The 17,069-nt window shown below is 57.4% G+C and carries 16 protein-coding genes and 1 pseudogene; 11 read left to right on the top strand and 6 right to left on the bottom strand.

The features are described 5' to 3' along the window. Positions 1-4 precede the first annotated feature (4 nt). From GOW09_RS20205 to hmgA, 6 genes are all read right to left on the bottom strand, one after another. Positions 5-202 (bottom strand): DUF2783 domain-containing protein, encoded by a 198-nt coding sequence (locus tag GOW09_RS20205; protein ID WP_171120365.1) that lies wholly within the window; start codon positions 200-202, stop codon positions 5-7. Between the two features lie 5 nt (positions 203-207). After that, positions 208-1,818, bottom strand: a complete 1,611-nt coding sequence (locus GOW09_RS20200; protein ID WP_171120363.1) for an FAD-dependent oxidoreductase — start codon at positions 1,816-1,818, stop codon at positions 208-210. 135 nt (positions 1,819-1,953) lie between these two features. Then, positions 1,954-2,904 carry an MBL fold metallo-hydrolase gene (locus GOW09_RS20195; protein ID WP_039541551.1) on the bottom strand — a complete coding sequence of 317 codons (951 nt, stop codon included), beginning with the start codon at positions 2,902-2,904 and terminating at the stop codon, positions 1,954-1,956. 10 nt (positions 2,905-2,914) lie between these two features. Then, complete coding sequence (gene fahA, locus GOW09_RS20190) at positions 2,915-4,171, bottom strand: fumarylacetoacetase (RefSeq protein WP_171120361.1); 1,257 nt, start codon at positions 4,169-4,171, stop codon at positions 2,915-2,917. Positions 4,172-4,192: 21 nt separating this feature from the next. Further along, on the bottom strand, positions 4,193-4,816 hold the full coding sequence (locus tag GOW09_RS20185) for a LysE family translocator (RefSeq protein ID WP_171120359.1): 624 nt from the start codon (positions 4,814-4,816) through the stop codon (positions 4,193-4,195). Next, complete coding sequence (gene hmgA / locus GOW09_RS20180; RefSeq protein ID WP_152457011.1) at positions 4,813-6,168, bottom strand: homogentisate 1,2-dioxygenase; 1,356 nt, start codon at positions 6,166-6,168, stop codon at positions 4,813-4,815. The genes GOW09_RS20185 and hmgA overlap by 4 nt, the downstream gene beginning before the upstream one ends. A gap of 57 nt (positions 6,169-6,225) precedes the next feature. On the opposite strand from hmgA, the gene GOW09_RS20175 reads away from it, so the two are divergent. The 11 genes and pseudogenes from GOW09_RS20175 to GOW09_RS20125 form a co-directional block, all read left to right on the top strand. Continuing rightward, positions 6,226-6,678 (top strand): MarR family winged helix-turn-helix transcriptional regulator, encoded by a 453-nt coding sequence (locus GOW09_RS20175; protein ID WP_171120356.1) that lies wholly within the window; start codon positions 6,226-6,228, stop codon positions 6,676-6,678. A gap of 60 nt (positions 6,679-6,738) precedes the next feature. Further along, positions 6,739-7,989 carry an adenylate/guanylate cyclase domain-containing protein gene (locus GOW09_RS20170; RefSeq protein WP_171120354.1) on the top strand — a complete coding sequence of 417 codons (1,251 nt, stop codon included), beginning with the start codon at positions 6,739-6,741 and terminating at the stop codon, positions 7,987-7,989. 438 nt (positions 7,990-8,427) lie between these two features. Then, on the top strand, positions 8,428-9,402 hold the full coding sequence (locus GOW09_RS20165) for an MHYT domain-containing protein (RefSeq protein WP_371808063.1): 975 nt from the start codon (positions 8,428-8,430) through the stop codon (positions 9,400-9,402). Between the two features lie 148 nt (positions 9,403-9,550). Further along, the gene (locus GOW09_RS20160; protein ID WP_171120351.1) at positions 9,551-10,405 is read left to right on the top strand and encodes a xanthine dehydrogenase family protein subunit M; all 855 of its coding nucleotides are present in this window, start codon (positions 9,551-9,553) and stop codon (positions 10,403-10,405) included. Positions 10,406-10,416: 11 nt separating this feature from the next. Further along, on the top strand, positions 10,417-10,911 hold the full coding sequence (locus tag GOW09_RS20155; protein ID WP_152457016.1) for a (2Fe-2S)-binding protein: 495 nt from the start codon (positions 10,417-10,419) through the stop codon (positions 10,909-10,911). After that, positions 10,908-13,334, top strand: coding sequence for an aerobic carbon-monoxide dehydrogenase large subunit (locus GOW09_RS20150; RefSeq protein ID WP_171120349.1), 2,427 nt, complete (start codon positions 10,908-10,910; stop codon positions 13,332-13,334). Before GOW09_RS20155 ends, GOW09_RS20150 begins: the two co-directional genes overlap by 4 nt. Positions 13,335-13,393: 59 nt before the next feature. Next, entirely contained in the window at positions 13,394-14,269 is an 876-nt protein-coding gene (locus GOW09_RS20145) for a MoxR family ATPase (protein WP_171120347.1), read from the top strand. Continuing rightward, entirely contained in the window at positions 14,266-15,453 is a 1,188-nt protein-coding gene (locus tag GOW09_RS20140) for a VWA domain-containing protein (RefSeq protein WP_171120345.1), read from the top strand. The genes GOW09_RS20145 and GOW09_RS20140 overlap by 4 nt, the downstream gene beginning before the upstream one ends. Next, complete coding sequence (locus GOW09_RS20135) at positions 15,450-16,235, top strand: XdhC family protein (RefSeq protein ID WP_171120343.1); 786 nt, start codon at positions 15,450-15,452, stop codon at positions 16,233-16,235. The genes GOW09_RS20140 and GOW09_RS20135 overlap by 4 nt, the downstream gene beginning before the upstream one ends. Positions 16,236-16,338: 103 nt before the next feature. Then, entirely contained in the window at positions 16,339-16,791 is a 453-nt protein-coding gene (locus tag GOW09_RS20130; protein WP_171120341.1) for a carbon monoxide dehydrogenase subunit G, read from the top strand. Between the two features lie 117 nt (positions 16,792-16,908). Next, positions 16,909-17,040 (top strand): annotated as a pseudogene (locus GOW09_RS20125) (XdhC family protein); the annotation flags it as partial. Positions 17,041-17,069 lie beyond the last annotated feature (29 nt).

The raw sequence follows: 17,069 nt of genomic DNA, 5'->3' as shown, positions 1-17,069 counted from the left end.
TCCGTCACTTGTCGGCCAGGGTGGCGGCGCGAATAGCGTCAGACAACACCGCCTTGTCGCCGATGTGATTGGCCAGCACCAGAACCAGTCGGGCGTTCAGCGCGTCACTGTCGGCTTTTTCAAGCCCTTCATGCGCGGCCAGCAGCTCGGCATAGAAGTCGTCAGCATCGTCGATATTCGGTGATAGGATCAGGTCTGACATCGCGCTCACTCCTTGCCACAGGCTCTGCGGATTGCATGGCGGAAACTGTTTTCTTCATAACTGTCCCGGCGCGCCGCCACGTGCTGATCAGGACGGATCAGATAAACCGCGCTGGTTGCGTCGCCCAGATAGCGACGTTTCAGCGCCAGGGTCTGGTCATCCTTGACCGACAGCGCCAACCGCGTGACCTCGACCCCGACTTCTTCCAGCACTTCTGGGGCATCCGCATCAATCGTCAAAAGGGTGAATTTGCCTGCCAGTTTGGGCAACAGGAACGCATCACCCAGCGGCGCATCCGGGCAGGCCGAGCCGGGGCGCGTTTCGGCTGGGCCATCCAGCGCGTCGGCAGAATTGAGGGTCGAGCCGTCATAGGTGCAAGGTTGACTCAGGCGTCCTGAATTCACCAAAGGACGCGCAAATTCGTACTTCTCGCTGAGGTCCAGAACCGCATCCCGCAGAACCCGCGACATTTCGGATTTTGGAGTGATGAAATCGGTTGAGCGGCTGGATTTCTGGATGTTCTCATCAGCCCCGTGCACGCGTTCCGCGTTGTAGCTGTCCAGCAGGCTTTCGGGAGCTTTCCCATCCAGCACCAGTTTCAGTTTCCAGCACAGGTTGTCAGTGTCTTGCAGGCCGGAGTTGGCACCGCGCGCGCCAAAGGGGCTGACCTGGTGCGCGCTGTCGCCTGCGAATAGGACACGCCCTTTGCGGAAGCTCTCCATGCGGCGGCACTGGAATGTATAGATCGAGACCCACTCCAGCTGAAACTCGACGTCATCGCCCAGCATCGCCTTGAGGCGCGGGATCACATTCTCGGGGCGCTTTTCGCGTTCCTTGTCGATGTCCCAACCCAGTTGCAGGTCAATACGCCAGACATTGTCGGGTTGTTTGTGCAAAAGCGCGGATTGCCCGCGATTGAACGGCGGGTCAAACCAGAACCAGCGTTCCGAAGGGAAATCGGCATCCATGATCACGTCCGAGATCAGGAAATTGTCTTCGAAAACACGCCCTTCGAAATCGATGCCCAGCATGCGCCGGGTGGGCGACGCGGCACCATCGCAGGCGATCAGCCATTCGGCCTCGAGTGTATAGGGGCCTTCGGGGGTTTCGACCTCCAGCCGAACATGATCTTCGTGCGTACCGATTGCGTCAACCTTGTTGCGCCCGCGAATTTCAATCGGTGCGCCTTTTGCCTGCAACTCGCGCACGCGTTCCACAAAGAAGTTTTCAAAATGGTATTGCTGCAAGTTGATGAAGGCCGGGTTGGCATAACCTTCGTCCGGCTGAAGGTTGAAATCATAGACCTGACGGTCGTCGAAAAAGACCTTGCCCCGGTCCCACAGCACGCCTTTGTCGACCAATCGCTGGCCGCAACCCAGCCGGTCTGCGATTTCCAGCGTACGCTGAGAAAAACAGATGGCGCGGCTGCCGAAGCTGACTTTGTCATTCTCGTCCAGAACCACAACTTCGACCCCTTGCTGGGCCAGATCGATGGCGGCGGCCAGACCAACCGGCCCCGCACCGATCACGATGACCTTGTGCCTGACGGGCGTCGGGCTGTCCTGATCCGGGCTGCGTTTATATCCGTAAAGCGGCGTTTCAAAGATCTTGTTCATGGGCTCCCCCCCGAAACAGATGCACCGATGTGCTGCATGTCCTGTCCCCCGGCGACGGGCGCCGGAGGTCTTAGTTTATGGTTTCATCGAATCCCGCCGCAAAAAACGATCTGGATCAAACTCGACCGTTTTTCGTCAGCCTTGCAGGGCTTCCCACATCTCGAGGTCGCGCTGGGCGGTCCAGATGCGGGGCGTGTCAATGCCGCGCGCCTCGTCATAGGCGCGGGCCACGTTGAACGGCAGGCAGTGCTCGTAGATTGCGTAGTCGGCGAACTTCGGATCACATTCAGCGCGGACTGCGTCCCAGGCCTCTTTCAGGGACCCGCCGCGCGCCGCGACCTTCGCCGCCGGCCGGTATGTGCTTTCGACAAAATCGCGGGTGTTCTCGATGGCCGCATTCACCATGTCCTTGCCAACCAGCGCATCGCCGCGCCCCGGTGCGATGGCGTCGACATCGAACCACTTGATCTCGTCCAACGTGTCACCCCAATCGCTGAAATGACCGTCACCGCAATAGCAGGCCGAGTGATATTCGACGATATCGCCGGTGAACATCACGTTCTGATCCGGCACATGGATGACGATATCGCCTGCCGTATGCGCGCGGCCCAGATGCATCAGGTCGATCCGGCGGTTGCCCAGATACACCGTCATCGTATCGCTGAAGGTGGTGGTGGGCCATGTCAGGCCGGGGATGCTTTCATGCCCTTCAAAGAGGCGCGGGAAGCGCTGGAATTCGCTGTCCCAGTCTTCCTGACCCCGCTCGACAACCATGGCGCGGGCCATGTCCGACATCAGGATCTGCTGCGCGCCGAACGCGCTTGCGCCCAGAACACGCACTGCGTGGTAGTGGGTCAGGGCCACATGCGTGATCGGTTTGTCGGTGACGGAACGCACGCATTCGATAACCTTATTTGCCAGACGCGGAGTCGCCTGCGCCTCGACGATCATCACGCTGTCGTCACCGATGATCACACCCGAATTCGGATCGCCTTCAGCAGTAAAGGCATAAAGCCCTTCTCCGACTTCAGTAAAGCTGATCTTTTTTTCCGACATGTCCCCCTGGGACGCGAATGCCTTGGCCATGGTGGGTTCCTTATCGTGAATATGGGTTTTCAAGAGCGGGCAAAACGGTGCCGACACATTCACCGAAGCCGATCGTGTAGCCGTCGCCCTGGGCTGCGCCGGTAAGGGTCAACGTGTCGCCATCCTCGATGAAGCTGCGGGTTTCACCGCTGTCCAATGTCAGAGGTTCCTTGCCGCCCCAGCTAAGCTCCAGCAACGAGCCACGTTCAGGTTTGGTTGGCCCGGAAATGGTTCCCGATCCCAGCAGGTCGCCCGTGTTCATGGGGCATCCTGATGTGGTGTGATGCGCCAATTGCTGCGCAGCGGAATAGTACATCTGGTTGTAATTGGTCCGGGCAATCGTCGTGGCGGGTTGTCCGGCAGGTGCCATGGTGATCGCCAGATCGATGTCATAGAGCATCGGCCCGCAATCCTTGAGGTGATCCAGCAACTCGAACTCGCGGGATGGCGTGTCACAGCGGAATGGCTCGAGCGCCGCCTTGGTCACGATCCACGGGCTGATCGAGGTTGCCGTGGCCTTTGCCTGAAACGGGCCCAGCGGCTGATATTCCCATGCCTGAATGTCGCGCGCAGACCAGTCATTCAGAAGCACGTAACCGAAGATATTGTCATCCGCTTCCTGCACGGTGATCGGACCATCCGAGGGCGTTCCGACAATCGCGCCCATCTCAAGCTCGATGTCAAAACGGCGACTGGGCAGGAAGGCGGGCAAGTCCTGATCGGGGGCTTTCAACTGACCCCAGGGGCGGCGAATATCCGTGCCTGAGACCACGACCGAAGATGCGCGGCCGTTGTAACCAATGGGAATGTGCAGCCAATTCGGCGGCAGGGCGTTTTCCGGCCCCCGGAACATGGTGCCCACGTTGAAGGCATGGTTTCGGCCTGCGTAGAAATCGGTGTATTCGCTGACCGCAAAGGGCAGATGCATTTCCGCATCGGCCTGTTTGAAAAGCAGCGGTTCGACCTTGGCTTGTTCATCTGACCCTTCGGCCAGCAGGCTGATCAGCCGCGCGCGCAGCGCGGTCCAGACGGCTGGGCCTTCCTCCATCAGAGGGTTCCAGAACGGCATGTCGAACAGCGGCTCATCGCTCAGGGTGATCAACCCCTCGGCTTCGGCGGCCGTGACGTCGAGGATCATGTCGCCGATGGCCACACCGCAGCGGGGATCATCACCTTCGGTCGAGAAGACACCGTAAGGCAAATTGTTCAGTGGGAACGGATGTGTCGCGTCATTGGCCGACGCCACCCAGGATGTCATTAGAGGCATACGATGTCCCTGTTTTGTTGGTTAAGCAGAAGGGCGAAGGGATTTCAGCCCCAACAAGATAGCAGCGAGGATCATGAAGCTGCCGCCAATGCGGTCAAGCCACAGCTTTGCCGGACCTTGCAAACGGCGAGCCAGCCAGCTTGCGCTGCCGCCATATGCGCTCAGGAGCATCCCGTCCATGACCAGATAGGTAGACGACAGAATGGCGAATTGTGGCCAGAAGGGCAGGGCTGCGTCAATGAACAGCGGAAACAGTGCTGCAAAAAAGACCACGGCCTTGGGATTTGCGGCGGAAGTAATGAACCCCTGCATCCAAAGCGATTTACGGCTGGCCTTGGGCGCGGTTTGCGTTTCAGACATACGGGCCTTTAGGATCTGCTTAATCCCTAGATAAACCAGATAGGTGACACCAAGCCACTTGATGACCGTCAGTGCGGTTGCAGATGTGGCGATCAGGGCGGCTAGGCCCAGCCCCGCCGCCAGCATTTGCAGAAAGTTCGCCGTCAGATCTCCGGCAGCGGTGAACAGCCCGCGCCGAAGCCCGTTAGTCGCTGAGTTTGACAACATCAGCAACTGGCTGGGTCCCGGTGTGCTCATCAGCAGCAGGACCGTTGCCACATAGGTGATCCAGATATCCAAGCTCATTTCTTGCCCGGCGTTCCGTCGAACTTCTTCTCAAGCGATGTCCAGCAGTCGATGTAATCATCCTGCAACGGCGCTTCGGTGGCGGCAAACGGGGTCAGGTGCTGCGGGAAGCGGGTTTCGAACATGAACGACATTGTCTGGTCCAGCTTGTCCGGCCCCAGGTTGGAGTATGACGCCTTGTCGAAGGCTTCCCTGTCGGGGCCATGCGGGATCATCATGTTGTGCAGGCTTGTGCCGCCGGGAACAAAGCCCTGAGGTTTCGCGTCGTACTGGCCGTAGATGTTGCCCATCAGCTCGGACATGATGTTCTTGTGGTACCACGGCGGGCGGAACGTGTCTTCCATCACCATCCAGCGTTCGCGGAACAGGACAAAGTCGATATTGGCCGTGCCGGGCTGGCCGGACGGAGCCGTCAGAACGGTAAAGATCGACGGGTCGGGGTGGTCAAACAGGATCGCGCCGACGGGGCAATAGTTGCGCAGGTCGTATTTATAGGGCGCATAGTTGCCGTGCCATGCCACGACATCCAGTGGGCTGTGGCCGATCTTGGTTGTGTGGAATTGCCCGCACCATTTGATTGTCACGGTAGAAGGGGTTTCACGATCCTCATAAGCGGCCACCGGTGCCTTGAAGTCGCGCGGGTTGGCCATGCAGTTGGCACCGATTGGTCCGCGCCCCGGCAGTTCAAACTTCTGACCGTAATTCTCGCAGACAAAGCCGCGCGCAGGGCCTTCCAGAACCTCGACCCGGTACAGCAAACCGCGTGGAATGATCGCGATTTCCTTGGGTTCCAAGTCGATGATTCCCAGTTCTGTCGCAAATCGCAGGCGCCCTTCCTGTGGCACAACCAGCAATTCGGAATCAGCCGAGAAGAAATAGTCATCCACCATGGATTCCGTGACCAGATAGATGTGGCTTGCCATGCCGACCTGCGTGTTCACGTCACCTGCGGTCGTCATGGTCCGCATACCCGTCATCCAGTTCAGACCTTCGTCGGAATGCGGGATGGGATCCCAGCGGTACTGGCCAAGGCTGATCACATCCGGATCAATGCAGGGGGCCGATTTCCAGTAGGGCAGGTCAATTTTTTCATAACGATGTGAATGCTTTACGGATGGGCGAATACGATAGCACCAGGTGCGCTCGGGTGGGTTGGCGGTAAAGGCCGTGCCACTCAGCTGCTCTCCGTAAAGACCATAGTTGCACCGTTGCGGGCTGTTCATCCCTTGCGGCAGGGCCTCGGGCAGGGCCTCGGTTTCAAAGTCGTTCCCAAAGCCTGGCATATAGCCTGCATGAGTTCCGACAGGCGTCGCAGCCTGTGTCAGCGTATGCGGATCAGTCGGACGATTCATTGCGTTTTCCTCCGTTTGCTGCTTGTCGGTTAATAGTTGATTTTGTAACTAACAAGCATGACACACGATGAATCCGAAAAAAATGATGACTTTTATCTGCAAAATTTTCTGCCCTTCCTGCTGAATCAGGCGGCCGAACGGGCTTCGCTAGAGTTTCAGGCAGTTTACAAGGGCCGTTATGGGATGCTCAGAACCGAATGGCGGGTATTGTTCCATCTGGGTTTGTTTGGCGAGATGACTGCCAAGGAAATCGGTGAGCGCGCCAGAATGCACAAAACCAAAATCAGCCGTGCTGTCGCCAAGCTGGAACAGCGTCGATACCTGAAACGCACACGGGACGAAGCGGATCGGCGGGCGGAATGGTTGACACTAACACCAGCAGGGCAAGCTGTGTATCGTGACCTGCGCGGCGTTGCTGCCAATTACGATGCGAAACTGTCAGGCCTGTTCAAACCGGAAGAGGCTGCGTTGTTGCGACAAATGCTGCAAAGGTTGGCTGGTTTGGACTGACCTGTGGCAATTGACGCGGCCCGCCCCCAAATGGGGATCATACTTGATACGGACAACAAAATGACATTGCCAGATTCCGCTTCAGTTTTCTCACATTCCCTGATCGAATGGCTGGTCAACAAGGGGTTAGAGGGCGCCGGGCAAGAAGAGCTGTTGGAAGGGTTTTGTGCCCGATTGGTGGAAATGGGTATTCCGTTGATGCGCTTTCATGCGGCGCAGTCGACCTTGCATCCGGTTTACGGAGGTACCGGTTACAGCTGGTACAACGGCGCGGGCGGTGAATCCGAGAAGTTTGAATACACGGAAACGCCCAGCGAAGTTTGGCAGCAAAGCCCACTCTATGCGCTGCTGAACGATGATCTGGATGAAATCCGGGTCAAACTGGTCGACCATAATGAACCCAGCCGCTTTCCCTTGTTGAATGATCTGCGTGAAATCGGAGCGACAGACTATTATGCCACCGGCCTGTCATATGAAGGGGCCAGTCAACTACGCCCCGACGGCACGAAAAAGGTCAGCGATGGTGTTCTGATGTCCTGGACCAGCGACGCACCGAACGGATTCGAAGACAGCGATCTGAACAAAATACAAACTGTACTGCCGCATCTGGGGCTGGCGCTCAAATCCGCCAAGAACCAGGATCTGGCCAAGGATCTGATGCGGGTTTATCTGGGGCGGGATGCCGGTCGCCGGGTTCTGTCGGGTGAAATTCGGCGTGGGTCTTTGCAGCAAATCGATGCTGTGATCTGGAATTTCGACCTCGAAGGCTTCACCACGCTGTCCGAAGACCTGCCGGGGCATGAGATCATCAACATGCTGAACGACTATCTGGCCGTCGCCGTGGGTGTGGTGCATGACAAGGGCGGCAACATCCTGAAATTCATGGGTGACGGCCTGATGGCAATGTTCGATGTCGGAGAGATCGACGAAGACGCCCGTGCCGCGCTTGATGCTGTGCCCTTGTTGCAGTCCCGCATGGATGAACTGAACGCAAGGCGCCGCGCGCAAGGTCTGCCGGTGGCCAACTATACGCTGGCCCTACATTCGGGCGAGATTCTCTATGGCAATATCGGGTCCGAGACCCGGCTGGACTTCACTGTGATCGGCCCGGCTGTCAACCAGGCCGCCCGCATTGCGGGAATGCACCGGTCTTTGGGTCAAAGGATCCTTATCTCGGACGATGTCGCCCGCGCTGCACAGCCCTGCGCGCAGGAGCTTGTCTCGGTCGGCCGCTACATGCTGCGCGGCGTGAATGAACCAAAAGAGTTGTTTACGGTGTACAGTCCCGGCGGGCCCTCAGAATCCGATTGAAACTGCGGCTATTCCTTCCAGCGGTTCCGAAACTGAAAGTCTTGATGGAACGCCTTTAACCCGCCGGGTTTGAGCGGCGGTTTGGACCGGATGTTCGACTATAGTGTGAATATGAACATTAAGCTGGTTAGAGCCCAAAGCCGTCGATGACTCATCTCACAGCAGTCCTGCCCAACGAGCAATAAACGCTGAGGTAGACTCTGGTCCTTGTTTGCAATGGCCGTGCAGGAATTTGTTTCCGCCGGATGAACCTTTGCCAGGTACAGGCAAAGATTGAATTAAGAAATCCGCTGCGGCATTGTCCGGCCCATGGAATTTCTGGACTTCGGACATAACCCTTGGTTGGTGGTTACATCGTTCGTTGTGGCGCTAGTTGCTGGGGCCACGGGATTGTCTTTGACGAGGGATTTGTCCGAAAAGTCGCTTTCACAACGCAGGTTGGCCATCGCGTTGGGTGCCGTTGCTTTGGGTGGTGGGATCTGGTCAATGCACTTCGTGGCTATGCTTGGCCTAAGGCTGCCCATCCTGTTTTACTATGATGCCGCAATCACGCTCGCATCTGCGCTTATTGCGATCCTTATGGTCGCCTTGGCGCTTGTCCTTTTGCATTTCACTGAGCGCTCCAGGGGGATCATCATTGCTGCCGGAGCAATCGTAGGCGCGGGCATCTTGGCGATGCACTATGTGGGAATGGCTGGCATGCAGCTTTGCAAACCCGTTTATACCCTTCAAGGGGTGCTCGGGTCGTCGGTATTGGCTATTGTCCTGTGCATTCTGGCGATCGGCATTGCCTATAATGAGCGTTCCAACAGGACCATCGCGATCGGCACGCTATGTTTTGGCGTAGCTGTCTTTTCAGTGCATTTCCTGGCCATGGCAGGAACCAATTTTGTAGCCTTGAAAGATATCCGAGAGTTTGGGCCCGTCATCAGCAACGAAGTGATGGCCGTTGGGGTGATCCTGTCGAGCTTTGTTATCTTCGGCGCATTTTTGTGGGTCGGCACAACTTATCTTGTGCCTATGCAAGCCACAGAGATCCCGATGACAGGCGTGGCCCAAGACGAGCCTTCACCAGATCAGACCCCACCCATTCGCATCCCCTGTGAAAGAGACGGAGGCAAGGTCTTTATTGCCGCGCCTGACGTTGCATTTGTCAGGGCGGATGGTCACTACACGCAGGTCTACACCCGCACAGAAAAATACTTTTGCGTCTGGCCGATCACTGAAGCGGTCAAACGGCTGGAGCCAACTGGCTTTTTGCGCGTGCATCGCAGCTATATCGTGAACCCCAAAAAAGTCGCGCGGTTTGAACGGACCAAAGACAAGGGACAATGCACCTTTGGTGAGGCCGATCTTCCCCCGGTGCCGGTCAGCCGATCAAACCTGAAAGCAGCAACGACCGCCTTTGGGTAACGCGTGGTAATTCAGGCAGCGCAACTCGTGCGTCCTGAAGCGCATTTCGTGCAAAATTAGCGAAAACAAAGTGTTTTCCCGGGTCAACAACCCGACGTCGCGCGAGCTTCTCTAACAGCCAGAACAGTTGCTGCAGGGAGGAGAGGCAATGATTCCAGCTGCCTTTGAATACTATAGACCTAAGGATTTGGCGGGCGCCCTGTCCGTACTTGTGGAGCACGGAGATGACGCACGGGTCCTCGCAGGGGGGCACAGTCTGATACCCATGATGAAGCTCCGCATGGCCGAAGTACCGCATCTGATCGACTTGCAGGATGTGGAGGGATTGAGCGGCATCTCCATTGAGGGCGATAGCATCCGCATCGGCGCGATGACGACGCAACATGACATCATCGACAACGCTCAATTGACGTTGGCTGCTCCGATCATGCGCGAGGCTTCTTTGCAGATCGCAGACCCGCAAGTGCGTTACATGGGCACGGTTGGCGGCAACGTTGCAAACGGCGACCCGGGTAATGACATGCCGGGCTTGATGCAGTGTCTGGACGCGACTTTCACTTTGGTCGGGCCGGATGGCCAACGCAAAGTCGCGGCCCGTGATTTCTACGAAGCGGCTTATATGACTGACCGTGAGGATGAAGAGATCCTGACAGCGGTGGAGTTCGATGCACCAAAGGGCGGGTACGCCTACGAAAAGCAAAAGCGCAAAATCGGCGACTACGCCACTGCGGCTGCTGCGGTTCTTTTGACTAAAGAAGGTGGGACTTGCACCTCGGCTTCCATCGCGATGACCAATCTGAGCGACACTCCAGTTCATTCTGAAAAAGCTGGTGCTGCGCTTGTCGGCACGTCCGTGGATGATGCGGCAATCAAAGCGTCGGTGGACGCGATGTTGGGCGACATTGACCCCACACAGGACAACCGTGGTCCCATTGAATTCAAACGTCACGCAGCGGCGATTATCTTGCGCCGTGCGATCGAAAACGCCTGGGCCAGAGCCTGAGGAGAGAGATCATGTCAAAAAAGAAACATTTCACTCTAACAGTGAATGGCGAGGAGCAAGAGTTCCTGGCTGAACCGCGCGAACTGCTGATCCACACCCTGCGCGAACGGCTGCGCAAGACCGGTCCGCACATTGGTTGCGAGACCTCGCATTGCGGCGCTTGCACTGTGACCATGAACGGCAAATCGGTGAAGTCCTGTACCGTGTTCGTAGCACAGGCTGACGGTGCCGAAATCACCACGATCGAAGGGCTTGGTAACCCGGACAGCCTGCACGTGCTGCAGGAAGCTTTCAAAGAACACCACGGTCTTCAATGCGGCTTCTGCACACCGGGTATGATCACCCGCGCATCCAAGCTTTTGGAAGAAAACCCGAACCCAACTGAAGAAGAGGTGCGCTTTGGCATGGCGGGTAACCTCTGCCGCTGTACCGGGTATCAGAACATCGTCAAATCTATCCTCGCCGCCGCGGCCGAGATGAACTCTGCGAAGGAGGCGGCACAATGAACAAGGAACTGACCCGCGAAGAACGCGCCGACGCACTGGGAGGAATGGGTTGCAAACGCAAGCGCGTTGAAGATGCCAGGTTTACCCAAGGCAAAGGCAATTACGTTGACGACATCAAACTGCCCGGCATGCTGCATGGTGATTTCGTGCGTTCGCCCTATGCCCACGCCAAGATCGTGTCGATCAATGCCGAGGCCGCTTTGGCGCTGGACGGTGTGATTGCCGTACTGACCGCCGAAGACCTCGCCCCTCTTGGTCTGCACTGGATGCCGACGCTGGCGGGCGACAAGCAGATGGTTTTGGCTGACGGCAAGGTGCTCTTCCAAGGTCAGGAAGTGGCTTTTGTGGTGGCAAAGGACCGTTATATTGCAGCCGATGCAGTCGAGCTGGTCGAAGTGGAGTATGAAGAACTCCCCGTTTTGACCGATCCCCACGAAGCATTGGAATCCGACGTGGTTCTTCGCGAAGACCTGATGGGCGAAGGTGGAGCGATTCCAGATGGGGCCCACGGCCCACGCAAACACCCTAACCACATCTTTACCTGGGAGGTTGGCGAGAAGGATGCGACCGAGCAGGTAATGGGGGAGGCTGACGTGGTCGCTGAAGAGATGGTGTATTACCATCGCACGCACCCATGTCCGCTCGAAACTTGTGGCTGCGTGGCTTCGATGGACAAGGTCAACGGCAAGCTCACGCTGCACGGCACGTTCCAGGCGCCTCACGCTATTCGCACAGTGGTCAGCCTGATCTCGGGCATTGAAGAGCACAATATCCGCGTGATCTCGCCCGACATCGGTGGCGGCTTTGGCAACAAGGTTGGGGCTTACCCCGGCTATGTGTGCTCGGTCGTGGCCTCGATTGTCACCGGCGTTCCGGTGAAATGGGTCGAGGACCGTATGGAAAACCTGATGACCACCGCTTTTGCCCGTGACTACTGGATGAAAGGTAAGATCAGTGCCACCAAAGAGGGTAAAATCACCGGCCTCTGGTGCCACACGACCGCAGACCATGGTGGCTTTGACGCCTGTGCCGACCCGACCAAGTTCCCGGCTGGGTTTATGAACATCTGTACCGGGTCTTACGATATTCCGACTGCGTATTTGGCAGTGGACGGCGTTTACACCAACAAAGCGCCGGGCGGGGTCAGTTATCGCTGCTCCTTCCGTGTAACCGAAGCCGCTTACTTCATCGAACGTATGATCGAGGTTCTGGCGATAGAGTTGAACATGGACGCGGCCGAGCTGCGCCGGATCAACTTCATCAAGAAAGAGCAGTTTCCCTATCAGTCCGCGCTTGGGTGGGAGTATGATTCCGGCGACTATCACACTGCGTGGGACAAGGCACTAAAGGCCGTCGATTACGAAGGGCTGCGTGCAGAACAAGCTCAACGGATCGAGGATTTCAAGGCGGGCAAAACCCGAAAGCTGATGGGCATCGGCCTGACGCATTTCACCGAAATCGTCGGTGCTGGACCCGTCAAAAATTGTGATATCCTTGGTCTTGGCATGTTCGACAGCTGTGAAATCCGCATTCACCCGACCGGCTCAGCGATCGCACGCCTTGGCACCATCTCGCAAGGCCAGGGCCATGCCACGACCTTTGCACAGATACTCGCAACCGAGATCGGCCTGCCGGCGGATAGTATTACCATCGAAGAGGGTGATACGGATACCGCGCCCTACGGTCTTGGAACATACGGCTCGCGCTCGACGCCGGTAGCCGGTGCCGCGACCGCGATGGCAGGGCGCAAGATCCGCGCCAAGGCACAGATGATCGCGGCCTACCTGCTGGAAGTGCATGACGATGATGTCGAATTCGACGTGGATCGTTTCGTGGTCAAGGGCGCGCCTGAAAAGTTCAAGACGATGAAGGAAATCGCCTTTGCCGCCTACAATCAGGCCATTCCGGGCATCGAGCCGGGTCTGGAGGCGGTCAGCTACTATGACCCGCCGAACATGACCTATCCCTTTGGCGCCTACGTCTGCGTGATGGACATCGATGTGGACACCGGTGTGACCGACATTCGCCGCTTCTATGCGCTGGATGACTGCGGCACGCGCATAAACCCGATGATCATCGAGGGCCAGGTGCACGGTGGTTTGACCGAGGCGCTGGCTGTCGCTCTGGGGCAAGAGATCGCCTATGACGAGATGGGCAACGTCAAGACCGGCACATTGATGGATTTCTTCCTGCCGACCGCATGGGAAGTGCCGAATTACGAGACCGATCACACCGTTACCCCCAGCCCGCACCACCCAATAGGTGCCAAGGGTGTCGGTGAAAGCCCTCATGTGGGCGGCGTGCCCTGTTTCTCCAACGCGGTGAATGATGCCTTCCGTGCCTTTGGCCTGCGTCACACCCATATGCCGCACGATCACTGGCGGATCTGGAAGACAGCAAACGAACTGGGCCTTCACGGCTAAGCTTCCGGCGCGCGCGGCAGGGATGGCTGCGCGCGCCTCATAAACCACTTGAGGCTCTGATGACCTGGACCGATCTCCAATCTGCACTTGTAGAACAGAACTACGTCGCCTCAGACGATCTGGCGGTGTCGCTGCATCTGGCTTTGTCATTGCGCCGCCCTCTACTGCTGGAAGGCGCGGCGGGCGTAGGAAAAACCGAAGTTGCCCGAGTACTGGCTGCGGCCCAGAACACGCAGTTGATCCGCCTGCAATGCTATGAAGGTCTGGACGCCTCTCAGGCGATCTACGAGTGGAATTACCAACGACAACTACTGGCGATCCGTGCGTCCTCTGAAGCAGGCGAGACCGGCAAGGCGGTCGAGGATCGGATATTCTCGCGTGAGTATTTGTTGGAGCGCCCCTTGCTGTCGGCGATCACGCAAGACGTTTCTCCGGTTTTATTGATCGATGAAATCGACCGCGCAGACGAAGAGTTCGAAGCTTTCCTGCTCGAGATCCTCGCTGATTACCAAATCACCGTTCCGGAGCTTGGCACCATCAAAGCCACCGCCGTGCCAACAGTTATACTGACCTCGAATGGCACCCGCGACTTGTCGGACGCGCTAAGGCGCCGCTGCCTTTTCGCTTATGTCGATTATCCTGACAGGATAACGGAACTCGCGATCCTGAAGGCCCGGTGTGCTGGGATTGAAGCGCAGCTGGCCGATCAGGTGATCGGGTTCGTCCAGACGCTGCGCAAGGAAGAGCTTGAGAAGGTGCCCGGAATCGCGGAGACACTGGATTTTGCCGCCGCGCTCATGGGGTTAGGGATCGCTGATCTGACGGAAAACCCGGCAGCCCTCCAAGCCACACTCACGACACTTCTAAAAACGCAGAGCGATCGCGCACATATAACCAGCGAAGTGGCACAACGCATCGCGGGGAAGGCCGCATGACCCGCGTGACCCGCTTTGCTGGCCGAGATCCCGGCGCTACGGCGCGCATGGCAGGGTTCCTGGCCCATTTGCGGGAGAATGGCCTGCGCCTTGGCGTGCAGGAAACCGAAGCAGCTCTGACGGCGTTGACCTGTGTTGAGGCAGCCAACCCTGAAGAGGCGCGTTGCGCACTCAAGGCCGTCTGCACGGGATGCAAGGACGAAGCGCAGAGGTTTGATCCGCTGTTTGATAGTTTCTGGATGGATGCCGGTCGCGTGCGAACAAAGGTCATGCCGAAAATGTCGACCCACCCCAAGGGCGACGACAGCGTACATTCGTCACGAGATGCCAAAGGAGAAGACGTTGGAGGCGCTGGCGATGCGACAGCGCCAGACGGAGGTGACGGTGATGCCGAAAGTGATGGCGACGGTAAGCTGATCGCCACCGAAATGCGCAACCTGTCCCGGCGCGATCTACGTGATCTGGTACGGGCAGAAGAGATTGCCGAGGCCGAAGAAGTTGCTCGCCGCCTCGGACAAGCGCTGCGCGACCGCCGCTCCCGCCGCCGCATCGCTGCCCGCAAGGGCGATCGACTGCATTTCCGCAAAACAATCCGGCGCAGCCTGGCGACAGGGGGCGAACCCATCCGACTCATCAAGCGCAAACGCCCTGATCGTAGCCGTAAAATCGTAGCGCTATGCGATGTTTCCGGCTCTATGACCGTCTATGCGCAAGTATTCCTGGCCTTTTTGGCCGGCCTGATGCGCGGTGATCCAACCGCCGACGCATACCTGTTTCACACACGCCTCGTGCGGATAACCGAGGCTTTACGCGATAAGGACACGATGCGCGCCATCGGTCGGATGTCCTTGATGGCGGATGGGTTCGGCGGAGGTTCCAAAATCGGGGAAAGCCTGGATCGATTTGCATCTACCTACGCGCGCCGTTTTGTCGATGGGCGTTCAGTCGTGATGATCCTCTCGGATGGCTATGACACCTCTTCCCCTGACCACATTGACGCGGCGCTGACCAAGCTGCGCAAACGCGGCTGCCGCATTCTTTGGCTGAACCCGCTCAAAGGCTGGCGCGACTATGCGCCCGTCGCAGCGGGCATGACGGCAGCCTTGCCTCATTTGGACCTCTTTTCCGCCGCCAACACGCTGGCGGACCTCGCCGCGCTGGAGAAGGAGTTGGTATCGCTATGACCCCCGCTGAGTTGTTTTCATCTGACTTGGCAGAAACAGCCCAATCACTGCGCGCAAAGGAACAACCTTTTGCCTTTGCAACAATCGTGCGCACTGCCGGAACCACCGCGGCAAAACCCGGCGCAAAGGCAATCATTGGTGCGGATGGCACCATATTGCACGGGTTTCTTGGTGGCGGCTGCACCCGTGGCGCTGTGAGGCGAGCCACCTTGGAAGCCCTCGAAACCGGCGCACCCAAGCTTGTGTCGGTCGCGCCGGAAGACTTTTTGAACGATATCGGCGTCAGTGCCGGAGCAATGGTGGAGGGCGTATTCTATGCGCGCAACGGTTGTCCCTCTCGTGGCACCATCGACATTTTTATTGAGCCCTGTCTTCCGATGCCAGAGTTGACAATACTCGGAAACTCGCCGGTCGCAGAGGCTTTGGCACAAATCGCACCGCATTTTCACTGGTCAATCTCACGTGCTGTGGATGAGGAGAATGCACTTGGAAAGATGAGTGCGATCGTCGTGGCGACGCAAGGGCAAGGTGATCTTGACGCCTTGCGCGACGCGCTTGCTTGTGAAGCAAACTATGTCGCCTTTGTGGGCAGTAAGAAGAAATTCGCGGCCCTGTCTGAAAAGCTCTCCGAAGCTGGTGTGCCCGAGGTCACACTCGCGATGGTTTCAGCCCCAGCTGGTTTGGACATTGGTGCTGTCACACCTGAAGAAATCGCGCTTTCCATCCTGGCGGAACTGATCACCGTGCGCAGGAATTCCGTAGAAAGGAACCCAAATGCGTAAACTTTTCAAAATCTTAACTCGTGGTTTCAAGCCATCTACAGAGCAGGCTGAGGTGCTTGCCACGATTAAATACCCCTGTTGCTGAACAAAGAAAGGAACCGCCATGGAACTGGCCGACGAAATTATCATCGATGCCCCTAGGGATGTGGTTTACGCAGCTTTGAACGACCCCGAGATACTTAAACGTTGTATTCCCGGGTGCGAAGAACTGATCAAGAAATCCGACACCGAACTTGAAGCCAAAGTTGTACTCAAAGTTGGCCCCGTGAAAGCGAAATTCAGCGGAGATGTGGTGCTCAAAACCGATGGCGCGCCAGAGACGTTTTCGCTGGATGGCCAAGGCAATGGTGGCCCGGCTGGACATGCAAAAGGCGGAGCCGACGTCACACTGACTGAAAATGGGTCTCAGACCATTCTGCGCTACGAAGCCAAGGCCGTGATCGGCGGCAAGCTGGCGCAACTTGGGAGCCGTCTTATCCAGAGTACAGCAAAGAAACTCGCCGCCAAATTCTTCAAATCCTTTGCAGAAGTCATGTCGGAAGAACCCGTTTCTTGATCCACACGTCCTGAACACCGGGTTGATGTCCTTGGCCATGCAGTTGACCAGCTAAACGTTGGTAAGCTGTTTGTTCTGATCACATCGATCAGTATCAAGGGCTGAACGGCGCGCGAAGTAGGTTCGCGCGCCGTTGTCTCTTCAAGCGGGAGGATGGTCGGCTATATGTCCAATGGCTGCATTGACCGGGACATCCGACTAAAGGTGGTCTCGGTGCTTGAAACCGGCGGCACGGCCAAAACGATCTGAAACGTTGCAGGGTCTTCTTTCTTTGCTCT

The sequence above is a fragment of the Ruegeria sp. HKCCA5463 genome, from assembly GCF_013034175.1.
Taxonomy (GTDB): domain Bacteria; phylum Pseudomonadota; class Alphaproteobacteria; order Rhodobacterales; family Rhodobacteraceae; genus Ruegeria.
The sequence above is the reverse complement of the archived record's forward strand: the minus strand, read 5'-3'. Positions and strand labels throughout refer to the sequence as shown.